This is a genomic window from Bradyrhizobium sp. SZCCHNR1098, from assembly GCF_032489375.1.
In the GTDB taxonomy this organism is placed as follows: domain Bacteria; phylum Pseudomonadota; class Alphaproteobacteria; order Rhizobiales; family Xanthobacteraceae; genus Bradyrhizobium.
This window is the reverse complement of record NZ_JAUEXY010000017.1, coordinates 126,203-149,975: the sequence shown is the minus strand read 5'-3', so window position 1 is coordinate 149,975 and position 23,773 is coordinate 126,203. Positions and strand designations below refer to the sequence as shown.

The 23,773-nt window shown below is 65.8% G+C and carries 24 protein-coding genes; 12 read left to right on the top strand and 12 right to left on the bottom strand.

Annotated elements, in window-relative coordinates; all coding sequences use genetic code 11:
* The first annotated feature begins 1,238 nt into the window (after positions 1-1,238).
* The gene (locus QX135_RS29445; RefSeq protein WP_315739236.1) at positions 1,239-1,442 is read left to right on the top strand and encodes a hypothetical protein; all 204 of its coding nucleotides are present in this window, start codon (positions 1,239-1,241) and stop codon (positions 1,440-1,442) included.
* Here QX135_RS29445 and QX135_RS29440 read toward each other — a convergent pair.
* Entirely contained in the window at positions 1,435-1,650 is a 216-nt protein-coding gene (locus QX135_RS29440; protein WP_316182047.1) for a hypothetical protein, read from the bottom strand. The two genes, QX135_RS29445 and QX135_RS29440, sit on opposite strands and share 8 nt — an antisense overlap.
* A gap of 19 nt (positions 1,651-1,669) precedes the next feature.
* Between QX135_RS29440 and QX135_RS29435 the strand changes: the two genes are divergently transcribed.
* Entirely contained in the window at positions 1,670-2,416 is a 747-nt protein-coding gene (locus QX135_RS29435; RefSeq protein ID WP_316182045.1) for a TauD/TfdA family dioxygenase, read from the top strand.
* A 54-nt stretch (positions 2,417-2,470) separates the two neighbouring features.
* Here QX135_RS29435 and QX135_RS29430 read toward each other — a convergent pair whose 3' ends face one another.
* Positions 2,471-2,752 (bottom strand): hypothetical protein, encoded by a 282-nt coding sequence (locus tag QX135_RS29430; RefSeq protein ID WP_316182043.1) that lies wholly within the window; start codon positions 2,750-2,752, stop codon positions 2,471-2,473.
* A 388-nt stretch (positions 2,753-3,140) separates the two neighbouring features.
* Here QX135_RS29430 and QX135_RS29425 point away from each other — a divergent pair, with 388 nt between their 5' ends.
* From QX135_RS29425 to QX135_RS29405, 5 genes are all read left to right on the top strand, one after another.
* Positions 3,141-3,986 (top strand): CmcJ/NvfI family oxidoreductase, encoded by an 846-nt coding sequence (locus QX135_RS29425; RefSeq protein ID WP_316182041.1) that lies wholly within the window; start codon positions 3,141-3,143, stop codon positions 3,984-3,986.
* A gap of 163 nt (positions 3,987-4,149) precedes the next feature.
* Entirely contained in the window at positions 4,150-5,271 is a 1,122-nt protein-coding gene (locus tag QX135_RS29420) for a methionine ABC transporter ATP-binding protein (RefSeq protein WP_315786571.1), read from the top strand.
* A complete protein-coding gene (locus tag QX135_RS29415) occupies positions 5,261-5,926 on the top strand; it encodes a methionine ABC transporter permease (RefSeq protein ID WP_315786568.1) in 666 nt (221 codons plus the stop codon). Before QX135_RS29420 ends, QX135_RS29415 begins: the two co-directional genes overlap by 11 nt.
* A 184-nt stretch (positions 5,927-6,110) precedes the next feature.
* A complete protein-coding gene (locus QX135_RS29410; RefSeq protein WP_316182038.1) occupies positions 6,111-6,893 on the top strand; it encodes a class II aldolase/adducin family protein in 783 nt (260 codons plus the stop codon).
* 259 nt (positions 6,894-7,152) lie between these two features.
* Positions 7,153-7,929: a MetQ/NlpA family ABC transporter substrate-binding protein gene (locus QX135_RS29405; protein ID WP_315739244.1), complete on the top strand. Its 777-nt coding sequence runs from the start codon at positions 7,153-7,155 to the stop codon at positions 7,927-7,929.
* On the opposite strand, the gene QX135_RS29400 is transcribed toward QX135_RS29405, so the two are convergent.
* Positions 7,911-9,335, bottom strand: a complete 1,425-nt coding sequence (locus tag QX135_RS29400; protein WP_316182034.1) for an FAD/NAD(P)-binding protein — start codon at positions 9,333-9,335, stop codon at positions 7,911-7,913. The genes QX135_RS29405 and QX135_RS29400 overlap by 19 nt on opposite strands.
* Before the next feature lie 448 nt (positions 9,336-9,783).
* Between QX135_RS29400 and QX135_RS29395 the strand changes: the two genes are divergently transcribed.
* The 4 genes from QX135_RS29395 to QX135_RS29380 all read left to right on the top strand — a co-directional run bounded on the left by QX135_RS29395 (position 9,784) and on the right by QX135_RS29380 (position 13,966).
* Complete coding sequence (locus tag QX135_RS29395; protein WP_316182032.1) at positions 9,784-11,379, top strand: FAD-binding protein; 1,596 nt, start codon at positions 9,784-9,786, stop codon at positions 11,377-11,379.
* A complete protein-coding gene (locus QX135_RS29390; protein ID WP_316182031.1) occupies positions 11,376-11,750 on the top strand; it encodes a ferredoxin family protein in 375 nt (124 codons plus the stop codon). The genes QX135_RS29395 and QX135_RS29390 overlap by 4 nt, the downstream gene beginning before the upstream one ends.
* The gene (locus tag QX135_RS29385) at positions 11,747-12,976 is read left to right on the top strand and encodes an LLM class flavin-dependent oxidoreductase (protein ID WP_315739248.1); all 1,230 of its coding nucleotides are present in this window, start codon (positions 11,747-11,749) and stop codon (positions 12,974-12,976) included. Before QX135_RS29390 ends, QX135_RS29385 begins: the two co-directional genes overlap by 4 nt.
* Before the next feature lie 135 nt (positions 12,977-13,111).
* Positions 13,112-13,966, top strand: a complete 855-nt coding sequence (locus QX135_RS29380) for an NADPH-dependent oxidoreductase (protein ID WP_315799077.1) — start codon at positions 13,112-13,114, stop codon at positions 13,964-13,966.
* Positions 13,967-14,024: 58 nt separating this feature from the next.
* Here QX135_RS29380 and QX135_RS29375 read toward each other — a convergent pair whose 3' ends face one another.
* The 9 genes from QX135_RS29375 to QX135_RS29335 form a co-directional block, all read right to left on the bottom strand.
* Complete coding sequence (locus QX135_RS29375) at positions 14,025-14,852, bottom strand: MetQ/NlpA family ABC transporter substrate-binding protein (protein ID WP_315777391.1); 828 nt, start codon at positions 14,850-14,852, stop codon at positions 14,025-14,027.
* Between the two features lie 76 nt (positions 14,853-14,928).
* Positions 14,929-16,272, bottom strand: coding sequence for an LLM class flavin-dependent oxidoreductase (locus tag QX135_RS29370; protein WP_316234423.1), 1,344 nt, complete (start codon positions 16,270-16,272; stop codon positions 14,929-14,931).
* Positions 16,273-16,329: 57 nt separating this feature from the next.
* Positions 16,330-16,557 (bottom strand): hypothetical protein, encoded by a 228-nt coding sequence (locus tag QX135_RS29365; protein ID WP_315739253.1) that lies wholly within the window; start codon positions 16,555-16,557, stop codon positions 16,330-16,332.
* A gap of 254 nt (positions 16,558-16,811) precedes the next feature.
* The gene (gene epsC, locus QX135_RS29360; protein WP_315739254.1) at positions 16,812-17,771 is read right to left on the bottom strand and encodes a serine O-acetyltransferase EpsC; all 960 of its coding nucleotides are present in this window, start codon (positions 17,769-17,771) and stop codon (positions 16,812-16,814) included.
* A gap of 28 nt (positions 17,772-17,799) precedes the next feature.
* Complete coding sequence (locus QX135_RS29355) at positions 17,800-18,372, bottom strand: flavin reductase family protein (protein WP_315739255.1); 573 nt, start codon at positions 18,370-18,372, stop codon at positions 17,800-17,802.
* 62 nt (positions 18,373-18,434) lie between these two features.
* Positions 18,435-19,664, bottom strand: coding sequence for an acyl-CoA dehydrogenase family protein (locus QX135_RS29350; protein ID WP_315739256.1), 1,230 nt, complete (start codon positions 19,662-19,664; stop codon positions 18,435-18,437).
* Positions 19,665-19,705: 41 nt separating this feature from the next.
* Positions 19,706-20,722: an NrtA/SsuA/CpmA family ABC transporter substrate-binding protein gene (locus tag QX135_RS29345; RefSeq protein ID WP_315739257.1), complete on the bottom strand. Its 1,017-nt coding sequence runs from the start codon at positions 20,720-20,722 to the stop codon at positions 19,706-19,708.
* 17 nt (positions 20,723-20,739) lie between these two features.
* A complete protein-coding gene (locus QX135_RS29340) occupies positions 20,740-21,459 on the bottom strand; it encodes an ABC transporter ATP-binding protein (protein WP_315739258.1) in 720 nt (239 codons plus the stop codon).
* Positions 21,456-22,316, bottom strand: a complete 861-nt coding sequence (locus tag QX135_RS29335) for an ABC transporter permease subunit (protein WP_315739259.1) — start codon at positions 22,314-22,316, stop codon at positions 21,456-21,458. Before QX135_RS29335 ends, QX135_RS29340 begins: the two co-directional genes overlap by 4 nt.
* A 302-nt stretch (positions 22,317-22,618) precedes the next feature.
* Here QX135_RS29335 and QX135_RS29330 point away from each other — a divergent pair, with 302 nt between their 5' ends.
* Positions 22,619-23,713, top strand: a complete 1,095-nt coding sequence (locus QX135_RS29330; RefSeq protein ID WP_315739260.1) for an LLM class flavin-dependent oxidoreductase — start codon at positions 22,619-22,621, stop codon at positions 23,711-23,713.
* The last annotated feature ends 60 nt before the right edge of the window (positions 23,714-23,773 follow it).

Below are 23,773 nucleotides of genomic sequence, written 5' to 3'. Positions count from 1 at the left end.
TCAGTTTGTAAGCCGTCGGAAACTGACGGTTCTTCCCTCTTGCTGCCACAGGTCATCCTCGAAATGCCTGTCACAGAGATTATCGTGTCTCACTTAAGGGGTGCAGTCCAATGCATAAAACTCGTGAGCTTCGCTCGCTATCTCGAACGCCCTCGCTGCCCCGTTCAGCGCGGGGACCGCGACGAAGGCCCGGGCATCCACGTCTTTCTTCGTGATGACCACGACGTGGATGGCTGTGACCGAGCATGGCCATGACGATGGGGGAGGGCGAGGCGACTCACGGACGCCCGGTCGTCGTGGGATGGATCATCTGCCCGACGAGCAATCCACGCATTCCCTACATGCGCCAACTGCCCGTCGTGCCAGTTTGTCGCGGACTCCTCACTTGCGTTGTCGGGCAAATCACCTCCACATTCTCGCGCATCCCGGCTCGCTGAAGAGGGACGTTTCGCGATCGTCACGAGCGTCGAGCTGGGGAGGCGATGGGCGCGTTGCTCTGCAGCCGGGTGTCAAAGCCCGCGCCGACGAACGGAGCGATGCGACGGCGAAGTGGTGTGGTCCTGGCATCGCGGTGCTGATGCCAAGCCGGCGGTGATGATGATCCGCTGGCGACGGGGGCAAGACAGCCGATCCCCGGGGAGAGCGCCTATAACCCGTTCAAACCGTCGCGCAGGGAAGGCCGGATATTGGGCTGAACCTGTGGTTCTGCCGCGTGCTTTTTGTTGCACGCGGACCGCGGGTATCAGCCGATACCCGGTCTTCCCTGCGCCTCTTCTTCAAAGGAGAGGTCGAACGAATGCAAAGCTCGGGCGCATGCGGCCGCGAGATCCCCGAGCCATGCCTGCTGTTTGAAACGTGGAGAAAGCTTTTGTCGTACGATGTCCCACGCCGCGTCATCTGCAAGTCCGTCTCAATCCCAGCTTCCGGATAAGCGAGCGACTATTTGCGTCGAGATGTGTCGTTCTGAAATAAACGATGCGCTGGTTTGCAATCTTTGAAGTTCCATTTCATTGACCGCATAGCGCCTCGCGCCGATATTCCCTGTCGTCATCGCTCAACCACGGAACGCCAGATGAGAACCCGAACCGCAGCCGATCGCCTGGTGCGCAAGCGCCTTGCCGGCCGCTGTTTCTCTGCGGCGACCGGGGCCTGTTGCTGATCGCTGCAGCCGAATTCAACGCCTTCAACCATCTGCAGATCAGACAGGAGCGCCGCACGCACGCGGCGAACGACCAGTCATGTCCAAAGCCTATGTCATCGAGGTTCTCAACCGCACCGCCGGCATCGTCACGGCCGACGAGCGCGGCTTCAGCTTTTTCTCATCCGAACGCGCATTCGACAGCCTGGAGGGACAGCACTTTGCCTCCGCGCGCGAGGCCGAACGCGCGGCCCGTGCGCTCGTCGCGACCGGCGGAGGACGCCTGCGCCGCGCGGTCATCTGATCTCCCACATCGCAACTTTCGAGAAGGACAAGTCATGAGCTTCTACAGGGACTTCAACGACAAGCTGGCCATCCAGGGATGGAACAGCGCCCGGCGCGAGCCGTATCGCACGATTAAGGTGCGGCAGCTCAGTCCGACGGTCGGCGCCGAGATCGGCGGCGTCGATCTCACCAAGGATCTGCCGGACGAGCAGTTCGCGGAAATCCACCGCGCGCTCGATGAGAATCTTGCGATCGTGTTCCGCGATCAGGAGATCGTCGAAAGACGACCACAAGCGCTTTGCGCGCCGCTTCGGCAAGTCGCTGCACCGGCACGAGCTGGCCGCGACCCGCTTCCGGCACGACGGGCCGTTCGATCCGGAATTCCTGTCGTGGAAGACCGATGCGAATTCGCGCTTCACCGCCGGTGACGGCTGGCATCCGGACGTGTCCTGCGATCCCAGCCCGATTGCGGTCTCGCTGCTTCGTGTGACCAAGACGCCGCCGCTCGGCGGCGACACGGCCTTCGCCAACATGTATCTGGCCCATGAATTCCTGTCGGATCCGATCAAGCAGCTGCTGGATGGCCTCACGGCCATCCATGATGGATCATTGGCCTGGACCGCCGGTTATGGCGCCAAGCCCGATCCCGGCAAGACCTATCCGCTATCCGAGCATCCGGTGGTCGTGACTCATCCGCGTACCGGCCGCAAGTTCCTGTACGTCAATGCGTCCTTTACCTCGCACATCGTGCAGCTGACCCGGCGCGAGAGCGATGCGCTGCTGCAGCTCCTGTTCCGTCACATCGAAGGCCAGCTTGCACTGCAGACGCGGGTGCAGTGGCGGCCGAACTCGCTGCTGGTTTGGGACAATTGGGCGAGCCAGCATCATGCGGTGTGGGACTACTATCCCGAAGAGCGCTGGGGCGAGCGTGTGTCGGTGGTGACCGGCGAGGTGCCGCGGGCGCGGCTTGGACTCAGCGAGGCCGCGGAGTAGGGCGGTCGCGCTGCACAGGCGCGGGCCCGAACGGGCCTGCGCTTCCCTGCGGTGTCAGTCCGGGCTGATATGTACCAAGAGAAGGCGGGAGATCGCCCCGTCGGCAAGCTCGTCGGCGCGGTCGCGATAGACGGCGGCCTCGTCGTCGGTTGCTCCGCGGAGCGCAAGCCGTTCGGCCTGGGCGGGACGCCTCAGCCGGCAGAAAGCGTCGATCGCGCGGAGCAATCGCGGTGACCGCACCAGGCTCTGCGCCATGTCGTGATCATTCGCGGCGAACACGAAGGCCGGGCGCCGGCCAAGATCGATGGCGAAGACCTGCGGAGGTGCGGCTGACATGCGGTGGCGTCGGATCGTGTCTGTTCGGCGCGGGGCGCGTTGGTGCTCTGATGCTGAGTGTAGAAGGACGCCGCATGCCGTCAATAAAATGGGTCGCGCGATTTTCAGGCTGATCGAGCAAGAATTTTTCTGCGCGGGCGGCGTGACCCGAATGCAAGGGACCCGATGGCGCCGAGTCTGGCTGCGGTGATGTCATGCCAGCCATGTCCTGGCGCAGGACGCGACACCCAGAAGAAAACTTCGGTCTAGCACTGTGTTCGACGAGCAATTCCTTGCTACGCCGGGCCGTAGCGAAAGCAGGAGCGTTGCTATTTCGGGCGCCGGCTTGTTCTGACCGCCGGCGCCGATCAAGCTACATGCAATCGCATGAAACTGCCCGGAGACATCCATGAGCCTGGTCGAGAGAAAGATCGAAGCGTTGCCCTTCGTTCTCGCCGAGCTGAACTATCTGGCGCCCACCGCGGGCAAGCCGCGCACCTATGCGTTCGACCCGCCGCCGGGCGAGCCGAAATCGACCGCGCTGCCGGAGCCCCGTCAGGTGCCGGTGTTCAACGGCCGCCCGATCGCGCAATCATTCTCGCTCGACCGCGAGGGCTTTGCGCTGGTGCGACACCCCACATTCGTGCGTGACTTCACCAACGAGAAGGAAATCCGTAGCATCTATTATCCGGCGGCGGAGGCCTTCATTCGTGCGACCTTGCGCGCCGATCGCGTCGTGATCTTCGACCACACCCTGCGCAAGCGTGTGGCCGGTGCTCCCGTCGTCCGTGACGGCGGGCCGCGCCAGCCGGCGACGCGCGTGCATGTGGACCAGACCGCGACGTCGGGTGCCAACCGGGTGCGTGAGCATCTCGGCGCCGAGGCGGAGGACCTGCTGCGCGGGCGGGTTCAGGTGATCAACCTGTGGCGGCCAATCATCGGGCCGTTGCGCGACACGCCGCTGGCGATGTGCGACGGGACCACGGTCGCGCCGGATGATCTGGTCGCGTCCGACCTGATCTATCCCAACCGCAACGGCGAGATCTACTCCGTCACGTACAATCCCGTTCATCGCTGGTTCTATTTCCCGGACATGACACCCGACGAGGCGCTGCTGCTGAAGTGCTACGATTCGGCGACCGACGGGCGCACGCGGTTCGGACCGCATACCGCGTTCGTCGACCCGACGACGCCGGCCGATGCGCCACCGCGCGAGAGCATCGAATTGCGGATGCTGGTGTTCCACTTCGATTGAACGTGAGCAGGAGGATGACGTTTCACGGACGGTGACGCCGTGAGAAGCTTCGTCCAACTTGGGGGCATTTTCTGAAATTGCCTCTGGACTGATCGCAGGCGATGGTGAGCGCAATTCGAGTGCGCTGCAGCATCTGAAGCCAAGGTCAGTCCAAGGTCAGTCCATGAATGCCCACCCAACCCTGGGGATCGCCGAGCCGGTCGTGCCGGCCGGTCTCGTCCCTTCGTCTCTCGTCGCCGAGCCGATGGTTCGCTTCGAGGGACTGTCGAAGATCTATCCCGCCTATCGCGACAAGCCGGATGTCGAGGCGCTCAAGGATATTGACTTCGCGATCGCGCGGGGCTCCATCACCGGCGTGATCGGACGGTCCGGCGCCGGCAAGTCGAGCCTCGTCAGGCTGATCAATGGGCTGGAGAAGCCGACGGCGGGACGGGTGGTCGTCGATGGACGCCACATCTCGGCTCTGCGCGGCCAGGCGCTCCGGCTGGCGCAGCGTTCGATCGGCATGATCTTCCAGCACTTCAACCTGCTGTCGTCGCGCACGGCCTCCGACAACATCGCACTCCCGCTCGAGATCGCCGGCTGGTCGAAGGCCGACATCAGGACGCGGGTCGCCGAGCTGCTGGAGCTGGTCGACATCGCCGACAAGCATGATCGCTACCCGGCGGAGTTGTCCGGCGGTCAGAAGCAGCGCATCGGCATTGCGCGCGCGCTGGCGACGCGGCCGAACGTGCTGCTGTCGGATGAGGCGACGTCGGCGCTCGATCCGCAGACCACGCGCGCGATTCTTGACCTGCTCGCCAACATCAATCGCGAACTCGGCGTCACCATCATCCTGATCACCCACGAGATGTCCGTGGTCCGCCAGCTCGCCAAGGAAGTCGTCGTGATTGATGGCGGCCGCGTCGTCGAGCGCGGCCATGTCGCCGACATCTTCACCCATCCGAAGCATCCGACAACGCAGACCTTCCTGGCCGAGGTGCTCGGCGACGCCGTGCCGGTGTCGCTGGCGAGCCGCCTCGTGCAGGAGCCTGTGCCGATCGGACAGACGGTGCTCCGCGTCCAGGTGCGCGGCTCGGATGCCGGCGACACGCTGGTGGCGCGGCTGGCACGCGAGCTGTCGATCGATGTCGCGCTGCTGTCGGCGCGGATCGACGAGATCGGCGGCCAGCATGTCGGCTCGCTGATCCTGGGCATTCCCGGCGGCGAGGCGGCGGCGCGGCAGACGCTGGCCTATCTCTCACTGCATCACTTCGCAGCGGAGCGTCTCGGCTATGTCTCCTGAGCTCATCACCCTGATCATCCAGGCCACCGGCGAGAGCCTGTTCATGGTCTCGACCGCGGCGTTGGTCGCGACCTCGCTCGGGTTGCCGCTCGGCGTCTTCCTGGCGACGAGCCGCGCGGGGGAGTTGTTCGCAGCGCCCGCGGCCAACGCGATCCTTGGCGTCGTCGTCAACGCCACGCGCTCGACGCCCTTCATCATCCTGGTCGTCGCCATCATCCCGTTCACGCGCCTCGTCGCCGGCACGTCGATCGGCTCGGGGGCTGCGATCGTGCCGCTGACGGTGGCGGCGACGCCGTTCATCGCGCGGCTGGTCGAGGCGGCGATCCGCGAGGTCGATGGCGGCCTGATCGAGACCGCGTCCTCGTTCGGCGCGACTCCGCTGCAGATCGTGTTCAAGGTGCTGATCCCGGAAGCCTTGCCGGGCCTCGTGCTGGCGTTGACGCTCGCCGTGGTCAGCCTGCTCGGCTACTCCGCGATGGTCGGCGCCGTCGGCGGCGGCGGCCTCGGCGATCTCGGCATCCGCTACGGCTACCAGCGCTTCATGCCGGAGATGATGCTGGCGGTAGTGGTCGTCCTGATCGCGCTGGTGCAGACGGTGCAGACCGTCGGTGATCATCTCGCGCGCCGGCTCAATCGGCGGCTGCGGCAGCGCTGAGCAGAGATTGCGCTGCGACGGCGCGCCGGAGATGTTCTCGGTTGACGTGGGAAACGAGGGCTCGCCGGCATTTCCGGTGAGCCTCGATCTTTGAAAAGATCGTCTCGCGCGGTTCGTTCTACCATCAGCCCAACGAGCTGACCGCGCGATGGACGCGCGCGCTCGAGGCAAGAGGTGAACGGCCATGAATACGCTCGTCGAGAAACCCAGGAAGTTTGCGCTCGTCGAGCGCCAGCCCGCCGCCACGTTCGCGGAGGAGCGGCTGCATCGCAAGCAGCGCCTCGCGGCGACCTTCCGCCTGTTTGCCCGCTACGGTTTCGATCAGGGCCTGGCGGGCCACGTCACCGTGCGCGATCCGGAATTCCCCGACCGGTTCTGGATCAATCCGCTGTCGGCGCATTTCAGCCAGATCAAGGTGTCCGACCTGCAACTCGTCGATCACGATGGCAACATCCTGATCGGCGACAGGCCGATCAACCCGGCCGGCTTCGTCATTCACTCCGCGATCCATGCGGCGCATCCGCATGTGATCGCCGCCGCGCATACGCATTCGACCTATGGCAAGGCGTGGTCCGCGCTCGGCCGGCTGCTCGATCCGCTGACGCAGGATTCCTGCGCGTTCTACGACGACCACGTGCTGTTCGACCCGTTCGCCGGCGTCGTGCTCGATGCCGAGGAGGGCAAGAAGATCGCGCAGGTGCTGGGAACGAAGAAGGCCGCCATCCTGCAGAATCACGGGCTGCTGACCGTCGGCCCGACCATCGAGGCGACCGCGTGGTGGTACATCGCGATGGACAATGCCGCGCGTACGCAATTGCTGGCCGAGGCGGCCGGCCCGACCAAGCCGATTCCGCACGAGATCGCCAAGCTGACGGCAGGGCAGGTCGGCACCCACAAGGGCGGCTATTTCAGCTTCCAGCCGCTGTGGGACTGGATCACGGCGCAGGAGCCGGACCTGTTCAACTGAGCGAGCGCCCGTAGCCCGCATGAGCGTCAGCGACATGCGGGTTCTCCTCCACGGCCTCGTGTGACCCCGGATGTCGCTTCGCTCATCCGGGCTACAGATTGAGAGAATGAATCGATCAGAAGGGCTGAGATGAAAGAACATTTGTGCGCGATGATCACTTTCGAGAGCGCGTCCATTGCTTTGTTCGCACCTGCGATTGCGGCCCGGCTGTTGCGGCGCTAGTGAGCAACGAAACTTGGTTGTTTCGTTGGAGACTTGAATGCGCCTTCCCATTGTTGCCATTGCCGCCCTTGTGTCGTTGATCCTTCCCGCACAAGCGGAAGCCATCCGCGTCGGCGTGACCGCCGGGCCGCATGCCGAAATCATCGACGTCGTGAAGAAGGTCGCTGCCGAGCGCGGGCTCGACATCAAGGTCGTCGAGTTCACCGACTACGTGATTCCAAACCAGGCGCTGGCGTTGAAGGATCTCGAGGCGAACTCGTTCCAGCACGAGCCCTATCTGAAGAACCAGATCTCCAAGACCGGATGGAAGATCGTCAAGGTCGCGACCACCATCGCCTCGCCGCAGGGCGTGTATTCGCAGAAATACAAGACGCTGGCCGAGCTTCCGGAAGGCGCCAAGGTCGCGATCGCCAATGATCCGTCGAACGGCGCGCGCGGGTTGATGATCCTTGCGCTGCACGGTGTCATCAAGCTGAAGGATCCGAGCAATGTCGCCTCGACAGTGGTCGACATCACCGACAATCCGAAGAAGCTGAAATTCGTCGAGCTCGACGCGGCGCAGCTGCCGCGCGCGCTGGCCGATGTCGATCTCGTCTCGATCAACAACAACTACGCCGTCCAGGCCGGGCTCAATCCCGCCAAAGATGCGATCGCGCGCGAGAATGCCGAGGGGCCCTGGGTCAACATCCTCGCGGTGCGCGAGGAGGACAAGGACAAGCCCTGGGTCAAGCAGCTGATCGAGGCCTACCACTCCGAGCCGGTCAAGGCGTTCCTGGAGACGCGCTTCAAGGGCACCTACATCGCGACCTGGTGATCGGCAACCGCCGCCAACGCCGGCGCATCGCGCGGCGACCCGACGATCGGGCGGGCCTGCAATAGCCGGTCCGCCAGATCGGCGCACTGGCTTCGGATGTCCGGGATCGCGATGATCTCCCAGAAGGCGGCGCGGGTCAGCGGGCCGATTGCGAACAGGCGCTGTGACGGCGTGCCATCGGCACCGACGATGGCGCAGTCCGCCGTGACCTCGATGCCGATCCGCAGCGGATCGCAACGCGCCAGCCCCTGATCGAACAGGCTGCGGACCGCAGGATTGGCGGTGGCGCGGGGGTCCCTGACGATCCCCGTGCAGTCGATCACGGCACCGACCTCGAGCGTCTCGATCTCGCTGCGGCCACGCCGGCGATAATGCGCGCGGGCGCCTTGCGTCCCACCGTCGATCTTGACGAGCTTGGCGGCGGCGACCCGAAGCTGGCCGTCCGCGATCGCCTGCGCGATGCGCTTCTTCACCTCGGGCGCCATGCGGTGCCGATGCACATCCCACCATGCCCGCGCATGCTCCAGGAAGCTGCGCTTGGACGCCAGCGGCAAGTCCTGCCACAGCCGATGGCTGAACGGCCTGACGGCGTCGATGACGCCGCGCCAGTCGCCACCCTCGGCGATGTGGGCGGCGATCCGCTGCCGGAACCAGCGCAGTAGAACGCTGCCGCGCGCACCGAACGGAACCTCATCCTCGCTGATCTTGCAGGGAGTGATACGCCGATGTCCCTTGACCATCAGGCCGCGGCGCGAGATCGCGAGGATCGGGCCGCGATGGCCCTCGCGCAGCAGCGACAGCACGTAGTCCGCCATAGTCAGGCCGGCGCCGAGAATGAGCACCGCCGAATCGCGGCTGAAGCCGGGAATGGACGGCGAGATCCAGGGATCGGCATGCCAGGCCGAGCGCGGGATGGCCGCGTCATGCCCGGTCGCGAACACCGCGACGTCGCCAACCTGCCGCGTCCCATCCGCCAAACTCACGGTCACGGTGTGAGCGCCCTCGCTCACCGCGATGCATTCGCCACGGATAATGCTGAGACGCCGGGCGCCGTCCTCGGTCTCCAGGAACGGCGCGATCAGGCTAGCGATGTAGTCGCCATAAAGGCGGCGAGGCACGAAGCAGAACGGATCGGGACAAAGCCGCAGGCCATGCTCGTGCGTCGACAGCCAGCGCCAGAAATGGTCGGGATCATCGGGCAGCGCACTCATGTTGGCAGCGCGCACGTTGAGCAGGTGATCAGCATTGCCGGTGTGATAGGCCAGCCCGCGACCGACTTCCGAACGCTTCTCGATCAAGGTGACCCGGATATCGGACTTCGGACGTTGCAGCAGCTGATAGGCCAGAAGAACGCCGGATGCGCCGCCGCCGACGATGATCACGTGTCGTTCTGGAAAACGGCCCATGCAAAGATGCCTTTTCTCTCGCGCGCGGACGATGTGCTACGTTTGTAGTCTAGCACGTAAAACATCGGCCGGATTCGGAAAGACGAATATTCTACTTGTTGGCGCGTTCCGATCGATGGTGTTCCAAGAACATACAGATTGTTGTCGCAGGTGTGTCGTCATTAGCGACGCTGCGATAGAAATATTATTTGCAGCCGGCTGGCGCGCCGGGCGGCGATGGAAGCCTGGAACACTCGACCGAAATCTTCTCCGATCATGGATCGCGGCGAGAACAGAGCGTTTGAAAATCGCGCAACTCTGAAATTGCCAGCGACGCCGCACTGGATGACCATGACGGCGCGCGTGCGTCGTTTGCGCACGGCTGCGGAGTTCGGAACATGGTTGCGCAGGCCACGCCGGCAGAACGAACGGGAGCGCGCGCCTTGCGGATGACACATCCGGTGTCGCCGTGACTGCTTCAGGGCCAGATCCACTATCGCTCACCGCCGACGTGCTCGTCATCGGCGGCGGCATGGCCGGTGCCTGGGCTGCGGTCTCGGCCGCGCGCGCCGGTGCGCGGGTGATCCTCGTCGACAAGGGCTATTGCGGCACCAGCGGCGTCACGGCCGCGGCCGGCCCCGGTCACTGGTGGGTGCCGCCGCAGGCGCGCGAGCAGGCCGTCAGCCAGCGTGTCATCGCGGGTCTCGGTCTCGGCGAAGCCGCATGGATGCATGGGATCATCGCGGAGACTTGGCGGACATTGCCAACGCTCGCGAGCCACTACGCGTTCGGCATCGACGATGACGGGCAGACCAACTATCGCGCGGTTCGCGGTCCCGAATACATGCGGGCGCTGCGTGCCTTTGCGCGTGATCATGGCGTCACGATCCTTGACCATTCGCCAGCGCTGGAACTGCTGGCGCGCAGTGACGGCACGATCGGCGGTGCACGAGGCCTTCGCCGTCAGGATGGGGCGCGGCCTTACCAGATCGCCGCAGGTGCGACTGTGCTCGCTGCCGGCGGCACCAGCTTCCTGTCGCATCTCTTGGGATCGCGCACCAATACCGGCGATGGCTATCTGCTGGCGGCGGAAGCCGGCGCCGATCTCTCAGGGATGGAATTCACCGCGGCCTACACGATCGCGCCGGCGCATTCGACGATGACGCGCAGCATGGCCTATGCGTTCGCGACTTATTACGACGCCGACGGGCGCGAACTCGATCTGCCGTTCGGGCCGCAGCAGACGGTCGGGTTGGCCAAGGCTATGCTTGCTGGACCGGTGTTTTGCTCGCTCCATCTTCTGCCCGACGACATCAAGGCCCGCCTGCATACGATCTCGCCGAACGTGCCGCTGGTGTTCGATCGCTGGGGCGTCGATCCCTGGCGCGATCGCTTCGAGGTCACGCTGCACAATGACGGTACCATCCGTGGTCTCGGCGGCGTCAGGGTCGACGATCTCGACGGGCGTACTGCCGTGCCGGGGCTGTTCGTCGCCGGCGACAACGCCTCGCGCGAGAAGGTTGCCGGTGCGATCTCCGGCGGCGGCAGCATCAATTCGGCCTGGGCGCTGTCGTCGGGCGTCCGTGCCGGGCAGGCCGCCGCGCGACTGGCGCGCAGCATCGGGTCGAAAGCCTCGTCCTTGATTCCGCTCGGACAGGCCGGCTTGCGGCCGAGGGTGCGGAGCAGAGCGGGCGATCTCGACGCGATCAGGGCCGGCGTCCGCGCCGAGATGCATCCATTCGACAAGAACCTGTTCCGCAAGGAATCGACGCAGGCTGCGTCGCTCCGGTCGCTCGACGGGCTCTGGCGCGAGATCGCCGACCATGCGGGCGGCGATCCGCTGCGGTCGCGCGAGACGGCGGCGCTGGTCGCAACGGCGCGCTGGTCGGTCGCGACCGCGCGACAGCGGACCGAAAGCAGGGGGATGCATCGCAGGCTCGATCATCCCGGCGTCGATCCGGACCTCGCAGTGCGCCTGGTGAGCCGCGGCCTCGATCGCGTCGACATCGCAGCCGACACGCGCCGTGTGCCGGCAGCTCCAATCGCCCTGGAAGCCGCGTCATGATCGAGCTCATCGTTGCCGATCGCTGCACGGACTGTGGCGCCTGCGTCGAGGCGTGCCCGACCAACGTGCTCGACCGCGCGTCGTCGGGGCCGCCGCTGCTGGCGCGGGTCGAGGATTGCCAGACCTGCTTCATGTGCGAGCTGTATTGCCGCGCGGATGCGATCTACGTCGCGCCCGATTGCGACCGCCGCGTCACGATCACGCCGGGCGAGGCGGTGGCCTCGGGACGCCTCGGTCAATATCGCAAGCATTCCGGCTGGGACGAATGGGCCCGGCAGTTTCCTAACGAGCAATGGCTGATGGAAACGGTGTTTCGCCGCGCCGGCGAAACCGTGCGTGCAACCGCCGCAGACGACAGGAGGACGGCATGACCATCATCACCCACCGGCCAGGAGCCCTTGTCGGCCTCGACGGCTTTCCGGGACCGGCCGACCGGCCGGACAGCCCGTTGTCGCAGGCGCTGCAGCAGCCGCTGCTGCTCGGCCTGTTCCTGCCGATCCAGGCCGGCGGCTGGAGCGCGTCGACCTTGCCGCGGACGACGTCCTGGCATTTCGACTACAACCGCGACCTGGTGCTGGCTGCGGAGAATCTCGGCTTCGATCTGGTGTTCGCGCTGTCGCAATGGCTGCCCAAGGGCGGCTATGGCGGCGTCTTCACCGGCGAGGCGCTCGACTCGTTTATGACCACGGCGGCGCTGACCAGCGTGACCCGGCGCATCATCCTGGTCTCGACCATCCACGTGCTCTACGGTCCCTTGCATCCGCTGCATCTCGCCAAATATGGCGCCACGCTCGATCACATCTCCAACGGGCGCTGGGGCATCAATGTCGTGACCGGCCATCGCGCCGCCGAGCACGAGGCGTTCGGCTGGAGCCGGATCGATCACGACCGCCGCTACGAACTCGCCGCCGAGTTTCTTGAAGTGCTGCAGCGGCTGTGGGGCGACACTGAGAACTACTCATTCTCCGGCCAGTCGTCCTGGAAGCTCAACGGCGCCTTCGTGACGCCGAAGCCGCGCTACGGCCGGCCGGTGCTGGTCAACGCCACCGGCTCGGACGCCGGCATCGCCTTTGCCGCGCGCTATTCCGACATCGTCTTCATCACCAGCCCGACAGGCTCGAGCTTCGAGAGCGCCATTCCTGCGCTGCCGGCGCATACGGCGAGGGTCAAGCAGGCGGCGCGCGATCTCGGCCGCGAGGTGCGGACGCTGCTCAATCCGATGGTGATCTGCCGCGAGACCGAGCGCGAGACCTGGACCTATCACGATGCCATCGTCGCCCATGCCGATCCGGTCGGCGACTTCAACCGGCTCGACAGCGACGCTCATGCCTGGCGCGGCCGTGTCGGCGTCGATGCGCCCAAGCGCCGGGCGATCGGCGGCAACATCGAGGTGATCGGCACCCCCGAGCAGGTGGTCGAGCAGTTCGTCCAGCTCAAGAAGGCCGGCGTCGATGGCCTGCAGCTGTCGTTGTACGATTTCAAGCCCGACCTCGACTTCTTCGGCCGCCGCGTGCTGCCGCTGATGGAGCAGGCGGGCTTGCGTAAACCCGTGATTGAGACAGTGGCTCATCCTGCTGCTGCGGAGGCCGCCGAGTAGCCGTGAGCGCCGACCGACGCGGGCGATATGGGGATTGCCGTCGTCCGCGAGGTCGGCTTTGCTGCGGATCGAAGTGCGAGCTGGACGAGATGACTGCCGGCGCGAAAAGCGCACGGCATGACGTGAGGGACTGGAATGACGATTGTTGAAACGAGGACATCGCGCGCGGCGGAAGACGATGTCACGGCGGCGCTGCGCAAGCGTTATGGCGCGCATATCCCTGCGGTCGCCGCCGGCGCCGAGGACATCCTCGGCCAGTTGCTGGCGCATCGCTCGATCCGCAGCTATCGGCCTGATCCGGTGCCGCCGCACACCGTGGAGACGTTGGTAGCCGCCGCGCAGTCGGCCGCGTCGTCCTCTAACCTGCAGACCTGGAGCGTCGTCGCGGTCGAGGATCCCGCGCGCAAGCAGCGGCTGTCGGAGTTCGCCGGCAACCAGAAGCATATCCGCGAGGCGCCGTTGTTCCTGGTCTGGCTTGCCGACCTGTCGCGGGCCGAACGGCTGGCACGGCGCGAAGGGCGCTCCGACGACGGCATCCATTTCCTGGAAACGCTGTTCGTTGCGGTCATCGATGCCGCGCTCGCAGCCCAGAACGCCGTGGTGGCGCTGGAGGCGCTCGGGCTCGGCTCGGTCTATATCGGCGCGATCCGCAACCGCCCGCAGGCGGTGGCCGAGGAGCTCGGCCTGCCGCCGAACGTGCTTGCCGTGTTCGGCCTCTGCGTCGGCTATGCCGATCGGGCCGCCGGCGAGGACGTCAAGCCGCGGCTGCGCCAGAGCGTGATCCTGCATCGCGAGCGCTATGCGCCGACGGACGAGATCCACGGCATCGCCGCCTATGACGAGACGCTGCGCGACTTCCAGACCAGCCAGGGCATCGCTGCAGTCGGCTGGCGAGAAGCCGTGCTGAACCGACTGGGCTCGGCGAAGGCGCTCAACGGCCGCGACAAGCTGACCGAGGCGCTGCGCGCGCTCGGCTTCGGATTGAAGTAGAGCTGGCGTCGACCGAGATCAGCGGCGGCCCGTGACGAGCGCGGGCCGCCGCCGTTGGTCACTTCATGTAATCGGGCAGCGTGAAGCCGTCATAGAAGCGATCGGCGAGGATCGCGGCCTTGAAGCCTGGCGACTTGTAGCCCGCTACGATGTCCTTCGCCCAGGCGGTGTCGGCGTTGTCGCGCTTGACCGCGACCACGTTGATGTAGGGCGTCGTCATCTTTTCCAGCGCGAAGGCGTTGGTCAGCTTCAGGCCGCTGAAGATCGCGAAATTGCCCTGGACGGCGGCGAAGTCGACGTCGTCGAGCGCGCGCGGCGCCTGCGCGGCCTCCAGCGGGACGATCTTGATGCCGCCGGGATTCTTGATGACGTCGAGCTCGGTGACGTCGACCGGCTTGGAGTCGCGGATCTCGATCAGGCCGAGATCGCGCAGGATCCACAGCGCGCGCTGCAGGTTGACCGGATCGTTCGGCACCGCGATCTTGGCGCCGGCGCCGATCTTGGTGCCGAGCGGGTGCTTCTTGGAGTAGATCCCCATCGGCGGCGTCGGCACGTGCACGATGCCGGTGAGATCGGTCTTCTGCCGCTCATTGTAGGAGTTCAGGAACACCGTGTGCTGCATGACATTGGCGTCGATCTCGCTCTTGAACACGGCATTGTTGGCCTCAAGCCCGGTCGAGAACTCGACATAGCGGATCTGATAGCCCTTCTTTGCAAGCTCGGGCGCAACGCCGATCTTGAACTCGTCGATATAGGGGCCGGGCACGAAGCCGACCTTGAGCTCCTTCTTCTCGGCCGACTGCGCCGACGCGCTGGTGACGGTGAACAGGGAGAGCGTCGAGGCGGCGAGCAGGCGGAGGACTTGCGATCGTGTCAATGCAGGCATGGGACTTCCAAAGCTTCGACAAACGAAGAGCGGCGCGGATGCCTTGCAAGGCGTCCGCGCCGCTCGGGAACGGATCTCAGGCAATCGCCTGGACCTGGTGACTGAAGGCGCTGTCCGGACGGTCGAGCCCGTAATGCTCGCGCAGGGTCTTGCCGGTGTAGTCCTCGCGGAACAGGCCGCGCTTGCGCAGGATCGGAACGACGTGCTCGGCGAACAGGTCGAAGCCGCCGGGCAGCCAGGGCGGCATCACGTTGAAGCCGTCGGCGGCGCCGTTCTCGAACCAGGTCTGGATGTTGTCGGCGATCTTTTCCGGCGTGCCGGCGATCACCCAATGGCCGCGTGCGCCGGCGAGGCGCTGGATCAGCTGCCGGATCGTCGGCTTCTCGCGGTCGACGATGTCGACCACGAGCTTGAAGCGGCTGGCGACGCCGCGCGCGCCGTCGGTCTCGATCAGATGACGCGGGAACGGGCCGTCGAGATCGAAGCCCTGGAGGTCGAGACCGAGCATCTGGCGCAGCTGCACCAGCGAATAGTCCGGCTGGATCAGGTCGTTGAATTCCTCCTGCAGGCGGTCGGCTTCGGCCTGCGTCGAGCCGACGAACGGGCTGATGCCGGGCAGGATCTTGACGTGATCCGGATTGCGATCGAGCGAGCGCGCCTGGCGCTTGATGTCGGCATAGAACTCCTGCGCGCTCGCCAGCGTCTGGTGCGCGGTGAAGATGGCTTCCGCGAAGCGCGCGGCGAAGGCGCGGCCATCCTCGGACGAGCCGGCCTGGACGTAGACCGGCCGCCCCTGCGGCGAGCGCGGCACGTTGAGCGGACCGCGCACGCGAAAATACTTGCCGACATGGTTCAGCGCATGGACCTTGTCGGTGTCGGCGAAGATGCCGGAGGCGGGATCGTTGACGACCGCGTCGTCCTCCCAGCTGTCCCACAGCGCGGTCACGACATCGAGGAATTCCTTGGCGCGCTCGTAGCGTTCATGATGCGGCGGATGCTCCGGCAGGCCGAAGTTCTGCGCCGCCTGTGGCGCGCTTGTGGTGACGATGTTCCAGCCGGCGCGGCCGCCGCTGAGATGATCGAGCGAGGCGTACAGGCGCGCCAGATTATACGGCTCGTGATAGGTGGTCGAAGCCGTGCCGATCAGGCCGATGCGGCTGGTCGCGGCGGCGATCGCCGACAGCCAGGTGATCGGCTCGAAGCGGAAGCGTTGCGCGTAGCGGACGTTGTCGGCGAGCGCCGGACCGTCAGCGAAGAAGATCGCATCGAACTTGGAGTGCTCCGCCGTCCTTGCCAGCTGCTGATAGTAGGTGATGTCGAGCGCGCGGCTGGTCGCCGAGCCCTTGTAGCGCCAGGCCGCCTCGTGATGGCCGCCGGGATAGATGAAGAGGTTGAGGTTCAGTTGGCGACGCTGGCTCATGGGGCGCTCGTGTTGTGGCGTGCTGATGTGCGTGTATCGGCAACCGACCGATATCGGCTAGTGCGGATCGCGGGCGGATGCGTAGCTCAAGTCGTGAGCCGATCGCAGGCGCCGGGCGATTTGATCGGCCAGCCAGTTGATGCCGGCGCGGAGGTCGAGACCTGCTTTGTGGCCCTCCAGGCAGCGCTTGCCGGAATGGTCCTGGATGCCGCCGGGCGGCTCACCGGTACCGGCAAGCCCGGGCGTATTCTGCTGAAGACTGATCACGGCGAGAGGGTCGAACATCGCAGCTTCCGTTGAAACGCTGCAGCCATCGGAGCGACTGGCGCCGGCTGCGGGAGGTCAAAATCTAGTGGCCCTGTCCCGATGCTGTCGATGAAATGGATTTGCATTGTTGATCGGGGCACGAGCATGAATGCGTCGTCCTCATCAGGAACGGGGGAGCGACATTTCGAGCGGCTGCCTTCCTGCACAGCGGATCGTCGATCGACCGTGTGCTCGGTCGCGGCGACTGTCGCCGTCACCGCAAAATGAGTCGATCATGACTTCTGCAGCGCAGGTCCACCGACCTTGTTGCGCAGGGAGGCCTGGGTCACGACGCTGTTCGCGGGCACGTCGTGGGTCAGCCAGACGTTGCCGCCGATCGTCGAGCCCCGTCCGATCGTGATGCGGCCGAGGATCGTGGCGCCGGCATAGATGACGACGTCGTCCTCGACGATCGGATGGCGGGCGTCACCCTTGATCAGCGTGCCGTCCTCCTCGGTCGGGAAGTGGCGCGCGCCGAGCGTCACGGCCTGGTAGATCCGGACGTGGTCGCCGATCACGGCGGTCTCGCCGATCACCACTCCGGTGCCGTGATCGATGAAGAAACCGGAGCCGATCTGGGCGCCCGGATGAATGTCGATGCCGGTGCTGTTATGGGCGATCTCGGCGATCAGCCGCGACACGAGGCGAGCGTCGAGGCCATAGAGCAGATGGGCGAGCCGGTGATGGATGATCGCCGTCATCCCGGGATAGCCGATCAGGATCTCCGGGAAGCTCTTGGCGGCGGGGTCACCGACGAAGGCGGCGCGCAGATCGCTGATCAGGACACCGCGCAGGGTTGGCAGCCCAGCCGCGAAGCGGCGGGTCAGCTCCACAGCCTCGGGCTGGCGGAAGCCGGGGATCAGCTCATCGCCGACGAACAAAGCGGAGCGGTGGATCTGATCCGACAGCAGATCGAGCCCGATGCTGAGCCGGTGGCCGACGAAATAGTCGATGTTCTCGCCGTCGAGATCGTATTGGCCATAGTGGCGCGGGAACATCGCTTCGGTGAGCGCGGAGACGATCTGCGCCAGCTTGTCGCGCGATGGCGGCCGGTGGATGACGCCGTCCTTGCGGATGCTGTGCGTCTCCTCGCGTGACACGCGCAGCTCCGCAACGAGCCGGTCGAGACCCCAGCGTTCGCCTGCAGAGGTGGCGTTGTCCGGACCCGATCCCGTGGTGGGGCGAGAGCTCATGCCGTTTCCTCCGTGCGCATGCGCGTCATCACCGGACATGGGTCAAGGGCACGCTGACCTCGGCGAGCAGGTCGAGATCCGCATTGCGGTCGACCTCGACATACTGGTCGTTCCAATACAGCAGGCTCGACAATTTGGGCGCAAGCTCGACGCTGTCGGGGCGACCGACGATGATCGCATGCGCGTAGCGCTCGATGATCTCGTCGACCTCGCACGCGATCGCGGCCTGGGCGTGCTGCAGCAGCGGGACGCCGGCCGGGCCGCGCGACCAGTCGATGCCCTCGAACTTCTGCTGTCCCGACAGATGCGGCGTGCTGAAGCGATCAGCGAGCGCGAGCTGGTCCGAGCTGAGGATGTTGATGCCGAACCAGCCGTCGCGAGCGATCAGCGGGAACGCTGACGACCGGCTGCCGAGACTGATCATGAGCCGCGGCGGCTCTGATGACAGCGAGATCAGCGAGGCGATCGTCACCCCGGTGATCTCCTCGCCGCGGCCCGCGGTCACGACGCTGACGCCGGCCGCGACACGGCGCAGGGCCGAGTGGAAGTGCTGGGGATCGAACGCGGTCTCAGATACGAGATGAAGGTCACGCTTGCTCATCCGTCGCCTCCCTCGGGCACGCGCCGTATTGGCCGTGTCCCTCGTCGCGGCAGCGCCGTCGGTCAGAAGAAGCCCTTGGCCGGAAGCGGCGTGCCGTTGATCAGATACTGCCCGATCGCCCGCTCCTTGTAGGTGACCGGGTTGTGCGACGACAGGGTGCGGGCGTTGCGCCAGTGCCGGTCGAAATTGGTGGCCTTCTTGGTCGACGAGGCGCCGCCGACGTCGAAGATGTGTCCGCCATTTTTGATGGCCGCATCATCCGCGATGATCTTGGCCTGCGCCGACAGCAGTGCAGCCCGGTGGGCCAGCTCCTCGGCATCGGCGCGTCCGGCATCGAACGCCTCCGTGGCCGCGTCGAGCGCTTCGGCCGCGACAAGGACGACCGTCTCCGCGGCATGCGCCGCGCTCGCGATCTTGCCGATGGTCTCCTGCAGCAGCGGGTCCTCGGTCGGCTTTTCATGCGGCGCATAATAGAACGTGCGCTTGCGCGAGCGGACCAGCGCGATTGCGTCGCGCAGGGCGGCGCGGCTGATGCCGGCGACGGCGGCGGTCAGGAACAGCTGCGCGAACGTGTTCGAATAGGGCACGCCGTAGCCGATGTCCGGAGCGTCGAACACGATCTCCTGCTGCTTGACCCTGACGTTGCGGAAATGGGTGGTGCCGGTCGCCGTCAGCCGTTGCCCCATGCCGTCCCAGTCGTCGATCAGCTCGATGCCGTCGCGGTTGACCGGGATGATCGTGGCGCCGGGACGCCCGCTCGGATCGGCCGCACGCACCAGTACGAGGTCGGAATACAGGGTGCCGGTGCTGTAATATTTGGTGCCGTTCAGCAGATAGTCGTCGCGGTCGGGCGTGAAGGTCGTGTTCGGCGTGATGTTGCCGACCTGGGGACTGTCGAGCTCGGTGGTGGCAAGCCCGATGATCGCGCCGCCGGCCACCGACTTCTGCCATTCGCGCGCCTGGTCGTCGCGGGGATTGCGGACCAGCCGCTCGACGACGCTGAAATGATTGCGCAGGATGTGCGCCACATTGGCATCGGCCTCGGCGAGCCGGATCACGATCTGGAACAGATCGCGGATCGAGCCGCCGGCGCCGCCTGCGGCGACAGGCAGCCGCAGCGCGCCAAGCCGCGCCTGCTTGATCAGCGCAATCTGCTGGTGCGGCAGGATGCGCTCGCGCTCGCGGTCCGACTCGCCTTCGGCGATTGCGGCCAGCAGGGTCTCGAGTGCGCCAGGAGCGAGCGGAAGGGGCGGCTCGGTGGTGAAGGATTTGGTGGGCAGCGGCTTGTTCATGACGGATCCGGACGATAGCGAGACAAGAGGAAGCGAGCTGCTCAGCGTTGCGGCGTCGGCTCGTCGATCTGGGCGAGGTGGTCGGCGACATTGACGGGCTCCGGCAGCACCTTGCGCTCGACCAGCCAATCGGCGGCCTTCTGCAGGTCAGTGACGAACTGCTTGTCGTTGACGGAGAAATAGCGGTATTTGCGGTTCAGCGCGATGAACTGGTCGCGGATCTGATCGCTGTATTTGCCGGCCTTCTGCGCGATGTATTCGGCGTCCTTGCTGTTCTCCGAGATCCATTTGCCCTCGGCGCGAAACGCCTCGTTGACGGCGCGTACCAGGGCCGGATTCTCGGTCGCGAACTTGCGGGTGGTCAGATAGGACGTGTAGTCGATCTGGAACTCGAGATCGCGGCCTTCCAGGAAGATGTCGTGCGCCTTGTAGTCGAGCCGGGCGATATCGACGCCCGGGCTCCACATCGACCAGGCGTCGACCTTGCCCGAAGCCAGCGCCGGCGCCGCGTCCGGCGGATTGAGGTAGACGAACTTGACCTTGGAGCGGTCGACCTTGTGCTTCTCCAGCGCGGCGACCAGTAGGAATTCGCCGAGGCCGGAGCGGTTGACGGCGACCGACTTGCCGACGAGATCCTCGACCTTGTTGATGCCGGAATCGTCGCGGGCGATGATCGCTGTCGTGCGGGGCTCGTAGACGACGAATTGCGTAAACACCAGTGGCGAGCCGGCAATGATCGCGGCCAGCGCCGGCGTGGTCGAGCCGCCGAAGCTGAAATCCGCGGTGCCGCCGGTGACGGCCTGCAAGGTCGGGGCGTGGTTCGGGAACGGGCCGAGCCATTCGACCTTGATGCCGTCCTTGGCGAGCAGCTTCTCGAACTCGCCGCGCTCCTTGGCGATCAGGTTGAGGCCCGAGAGACCCCAGGTGAGACGCACCGTGTCCGTGACGCGGCCGGGCGCGGACCATGCGTCATCCGTCAGGGTGAAGCCGGCGAGCGCGCCGATGCCGAAGGCGGCGGTGCCGAGGAACTGGCGGCGGGAGAAGTCATCCGAAGACATGTCGATCCTTCCGAAAATCAATCGTGAGCGTGTGAACCGAGCACACCGAGTTCAGCCAGCAGGTCGCCGCGGGCGACCGTGCCGCTGCGATCCGCGCGGTGCTCGAAGGCGATCCGGCCGTCGCGCATCACCAGGATGCGATCGGCGAGCGCGATCGCTTCGTCGACGTCGTGCGTGACGAGCAGCACGCCGGGACGATGGTTGGCGACGAGCTCGCGTACCAGCGCGTGCATGCGGATGCGGGTCAGCGCGTCGAGCGCGGCGAACGGTTCGTCGAGCAGCAGCAGCTCCGGCTGCTGCACCAGCGCACGAGCGAGCGCGACGCGCTGCGCCTGGCCGCCCGAGAGATTGCGCGGCCAGTCGTCGAGGCGGTCGCCCAAGCCAACCTCTGCCAGCGCCGCGGCGGCGCGGGCGCGCGCGTCGGGCACATCGAGACCGAGCGCGACGTTGCGCCACAGGCTGTCCCAGGGCAACAGGCGATGTTCCTGGAACACGACGGCGGGCCGGCGCGGCCCGATGATGCGGCCAGCCTGGATCGGATCGAGCCCGGCCAGCGCGCGCAGCAAGGTCGTCTTGCCGCAGCCGCTCTCGCCGAGCAGCGCCACGAACTCACCGCGTTCGATGCGAAGATCGAGGCCTTCGATGACGGTACGCTCGCCATAGGCGCGGCGCAGACCATTGACGATCACCGCAGGCGCGGTGGCGCCCTGCAGCGGCGGCGCGAACTGGACCGTCATCGCGCCGCTCCGTAGTTCGGGTGCCATGCGAGCAGCCGCCGTTCCAGCCAGCGCGCGATCAGGTCGGCGCCGACGCCGATCAGGGCGTAGATCACGATGGTCAGCACGATGACATCGGTGCGCAGGAATTCGCGGGCGTCCATCGCGAGGAAGCCGAGGCCGGACTGCGCGCCGATCGTCTCAGCGACGACCAGCGCGAGCCACGCGGTCGCCAACGCATAGCGGACGCCGGTGAGAATGGAGGGCAGGGCGCCGGGCAGGATGATGCGGCGGATCAGCTGCAGCGTCGACAGCGCCTGGACCCGGCCGAGCTCGAGCAGTTTCGGATCCACCTGGCGGATGCCGAGCGTGGTGTTGATGTAGATCGGGAAGGTCACGCCGAGTGCGACCAGAAACACCTTCTCGGCCTCGCCGACGCCGAGCCAGACGATCACGAGCGGCAGCATGGCGAGGAAAGGGATCGCGCGGATCATCTGGACGCTGCGGTCGATCAGCGCTTCGGCGATCCGCGAGAAGCCGACGAGAATGCCGAGCACAAAGCCGATGGCACCGCCGATCGCAAAGCCGGCAGCAGCGCGCAGCAGGCTGACGCCGAGATCGTTCAGCAGGGTGCCCTGCGTCGTCAGCTTGAAGGCCGTGCGCATGATCTTGCTTGGCGCCGGCAAGACTTGCGGCGACAGATAGCCGCCCTGCGCCGCCGCTTCCCAGATCACGATGAGGAGGGCGGGCGCGAGCCAAGACAGGGCCTGCAGCGTCGCCGGGCTCAGCGCGCGACGCCTGTCCGCGCTGGGGCGCGCGGCGTCACGATTGGTCTGCGGCAGCTCGATCGTCCCGGCAGCTTGTTCGAGATTGCTCAAGAGTGCGTCGTCCTCGCGATGTCATGCCTCTGCCGATAGAGATCACTCGACAGATCTGTAGATCGGATGCGCGCAGGCAGCCGTGTCGTGCCGCCTCGTTGCGCGCCGGCAAACTGTCCCACGAAACTTGGCTGATCGAAATAGAGCCGTTTTCCAATTGTCGTCAGGCCTGGAGGTTTTCGATTTCCCGCGCGGGCCAAAAGCGGCAAGAACTTCTTTTCCGAATTTGTTAGTACCGGTGAAGAGGATCGCGCTTCGTCGAGATGACGATGCGAGAGACGTGCAGATCGTGAGGGTCGACCATGACAAGTCCGCTTCGTTTCGGCATTTGGGCCTCGGTACATGGCCCGCGCGCGGCGCATCAGGATCCGGAAGAGCCTTATGATGCCTCCTGGGAGCGCAATCGCGATCTCGTGCTGAAGGCCGAGGCGCTGGGGTATGATTCGACGCTGGTGGCCCAGCACACGATCAATCCGCACCAGGAGGATCTCGATCAGCTCGAGGCCTGGAGCGCAGCAGCGGCGCTCGCAGCGCTCACCAGCCGGATCGAGATCATCACCGCGATCAAGCCGTATCTGTATCATCCCGTGGTGCTCGCCAAGATGGCGCTCGGCATCGAGAACATCAGCCGCGGGCGTTTCGCCATCAATCTCGTGAATGCCTGGAACAAGCCCGAATTGGAGCGCGCCGGCATCGGCTTCGCCGAGCATGACGAGCGCTACGCCTATGGACGAGAATGGATCTCGGTGGTGTCGCGGCTGCTGCAGGGCGAGCGCCTCACGCACAAGGGCCGCTATTTCGACGTGCAGGACTACGCGCTGCGGCCGAAGGATCTCTACCAGGTCCGGCCGCGGATCTATGTCGGCGGCGAATCCGAGCCGGCGCGGTCGTTGGTCGCCGATCACGGTGACGTCTGGTTCATCAACGGCCAGCCGCTCGCCGACGTCTCCGGCCTGATCCGCGACGTTGCGGCGCGGCCGAGAGGTGCGGCGCCGCCGCTTCGCTTTGGCCTATCGGCCTTTGTGATCGCACGTCCGACCGCGGCGGAGGCGGAAGCTGCGCATCAGCGGCTGCTGCTTCTCGCCGAGAAGGACGCGCCGATGAAGGCGATCCAGAAGCAGAACACCGACCCCAAGGTGGTGATGATGCAGACCATGCAAAAGAGCGCGCGCGTCGGCAGCAATGGCGGTACGGCCGCCGGGCTGGTCGGCAGCTATGAGGAGGTCGCCGACCGCGCCATCGACTTCCACGCCGCCGGCATCGAGCTGTTCATGCTGCAGTTCCAGCCGTTCGAGTCCGAGATGAAGCACTTCGCGGACGAGATCATTCCGCGCGTGCGGCAGCGACAGCGCGATCTTGGTCTCGCGACGGCCGATTCCGGCCGACGTGTGGGGTGATCTCGCCTGCGAAGCGCGCGGAAGAACTGATTGCTTTGTGAAGTTCGTTGCGCGGGGAGA

Bases quoted from the DNA above. Each gene is read 5' to 3' on its own strand.
- QX135_RS29445 (WP_315739236.1), top strand. From the start codon at position 1,239: ATGTCCAAAGCCTATGTCATCGAGGTTCTCAACCGCACCGCCGGCATC.
- QX135_RS29430 (WP_316182043.1), bottom strand. From the start codon at position 2,752: ATGTCAGCCGCACCTCCGCAGGTCTTCGCCATCGATCTTGGCCGGCGC.
- QX135_RS29425 (WP_316182041.1), top strand. From the start codon at position 3,141: ATGAGCCTGGTCGAGAGAAAGATCGAAGCGTTGCCCTTCGTTCTCGCC.
- QX135_RS29420 (WP_315786571.1), top strand. From the start codon at position 4,150: ATGAATGCCCACCCAACCCTGGGGATCGCCGAGCCGGTCGTGCCGGCC.
- QX135_RS29415 (WP_315786568.1), top strand. From the start codon at position 5,261: ATGTCTCCTGAGCTCATCACCCTGATCATCCAGGCCACCGGCGAGAGC.
- QX135_RS29410 (WP_316182038.1), top strand. From the start codon at position 6,111: ATGAATACGCTCGTCGAGAAACCCAGGAAGTTTGCGCTCGTCGAGCGC.
- QX135_RS29405 (WP_315739244.1), top strand. From the start codon at position 7,153: ATGCGCCTTCCCATTGTTGCCATTGCCGCCCTTGTGTCGTTGATCCTT.
- QX135_RS29400 (WP_316182034.1), bottom strand. From the start codon at position 9,335: ATGGGCCGTTTTCCAGAACGACACGTGATCATCGTCGGCGGCGGCGCA.
- QX135_RS29390 (WP_316182031.1), top strand. From the start codon at position 11,376: ATGATCGAGCTCATCGTTGCCGATCGCTGCACGGACTGTGGCGCCTGC.
- QX135_RS29385 (WP_315739248.1), top strand. From the start codon at position 11,747: ATGACCATCATCACCCACCGGCCAGGAGCCCTTGTCGGCCTCGACGGC.
- QX135_RS29380 (WP_315799077.1), top strand. From the start codon at position 13,112: ATGACGATTGTTGAAACGAGGACATCGCGCGCGGCGGAAGACGATGTC.
- QX135_RS29375 (WP_315777391.1), bottom strand. From the start codon at position 14,852: ATGCCTGCATTGACACGATCGCAAGTCCTCCGCCTGCTCGCCGCCTCG.
- QX135_RS29370 (WP_316234423.1), bottom strand. From the start codon at position 16,272: ATGAGCCAGCGTCGCCAACTGAACCTCAACCTCTTCATCTATCCCGGC.
- QX135_RS29365 (WP_315739253.1), bottom strand. From the start codon at position 16,557: ATGTTCGACCCTCTCGCCGTGATCAGTCTTCAGCAGAATACGCCCGGG.
- epsC (WP_315739254.1), bottom strand. From the start codon at position 17,771: ATGAGCTCTCGCCCCACCACGGGATCGGGTCCGGACAACGCCACCTCT.
- QX135_RS29355 (WP_315739255.1), bottom strand. From the start codon at position 18,372: ATGAGCAAGCGTGACCTTCATCTCGTATCTGAGACCGCGTTCGATCCC.
- QX135_RS29350 (WP_315739256.1), bottom strand. From the start codon at position 19,664: ATGAACAAGCCGCTGCCCACCAAATCCTTCACCACCGAGCCGCCCCTT.
- QX135_RS29345 (WP_315739257.1), bottom strand. From the start codon at position 20,722: ATGTCTTCGGATGACTTCTCCCGCCGCCAGTTCCTCGGCACCGCCGCC.
- QX135_RS29340 (WP_315739258.1), bottom strand. From the start codon at position 21,459: ATGACGGTCCAGTTCGCGCCGCCGCTGCAGGGCGCCACCGCGCCTGCG.
- QX135_RS29330 (WP_315739260.1), top strand. From the start codon at position 22,619: ATGACAAGTCCGCTTCGTTTCGGCATTTGGGCCTCGGTACATGGCCCG.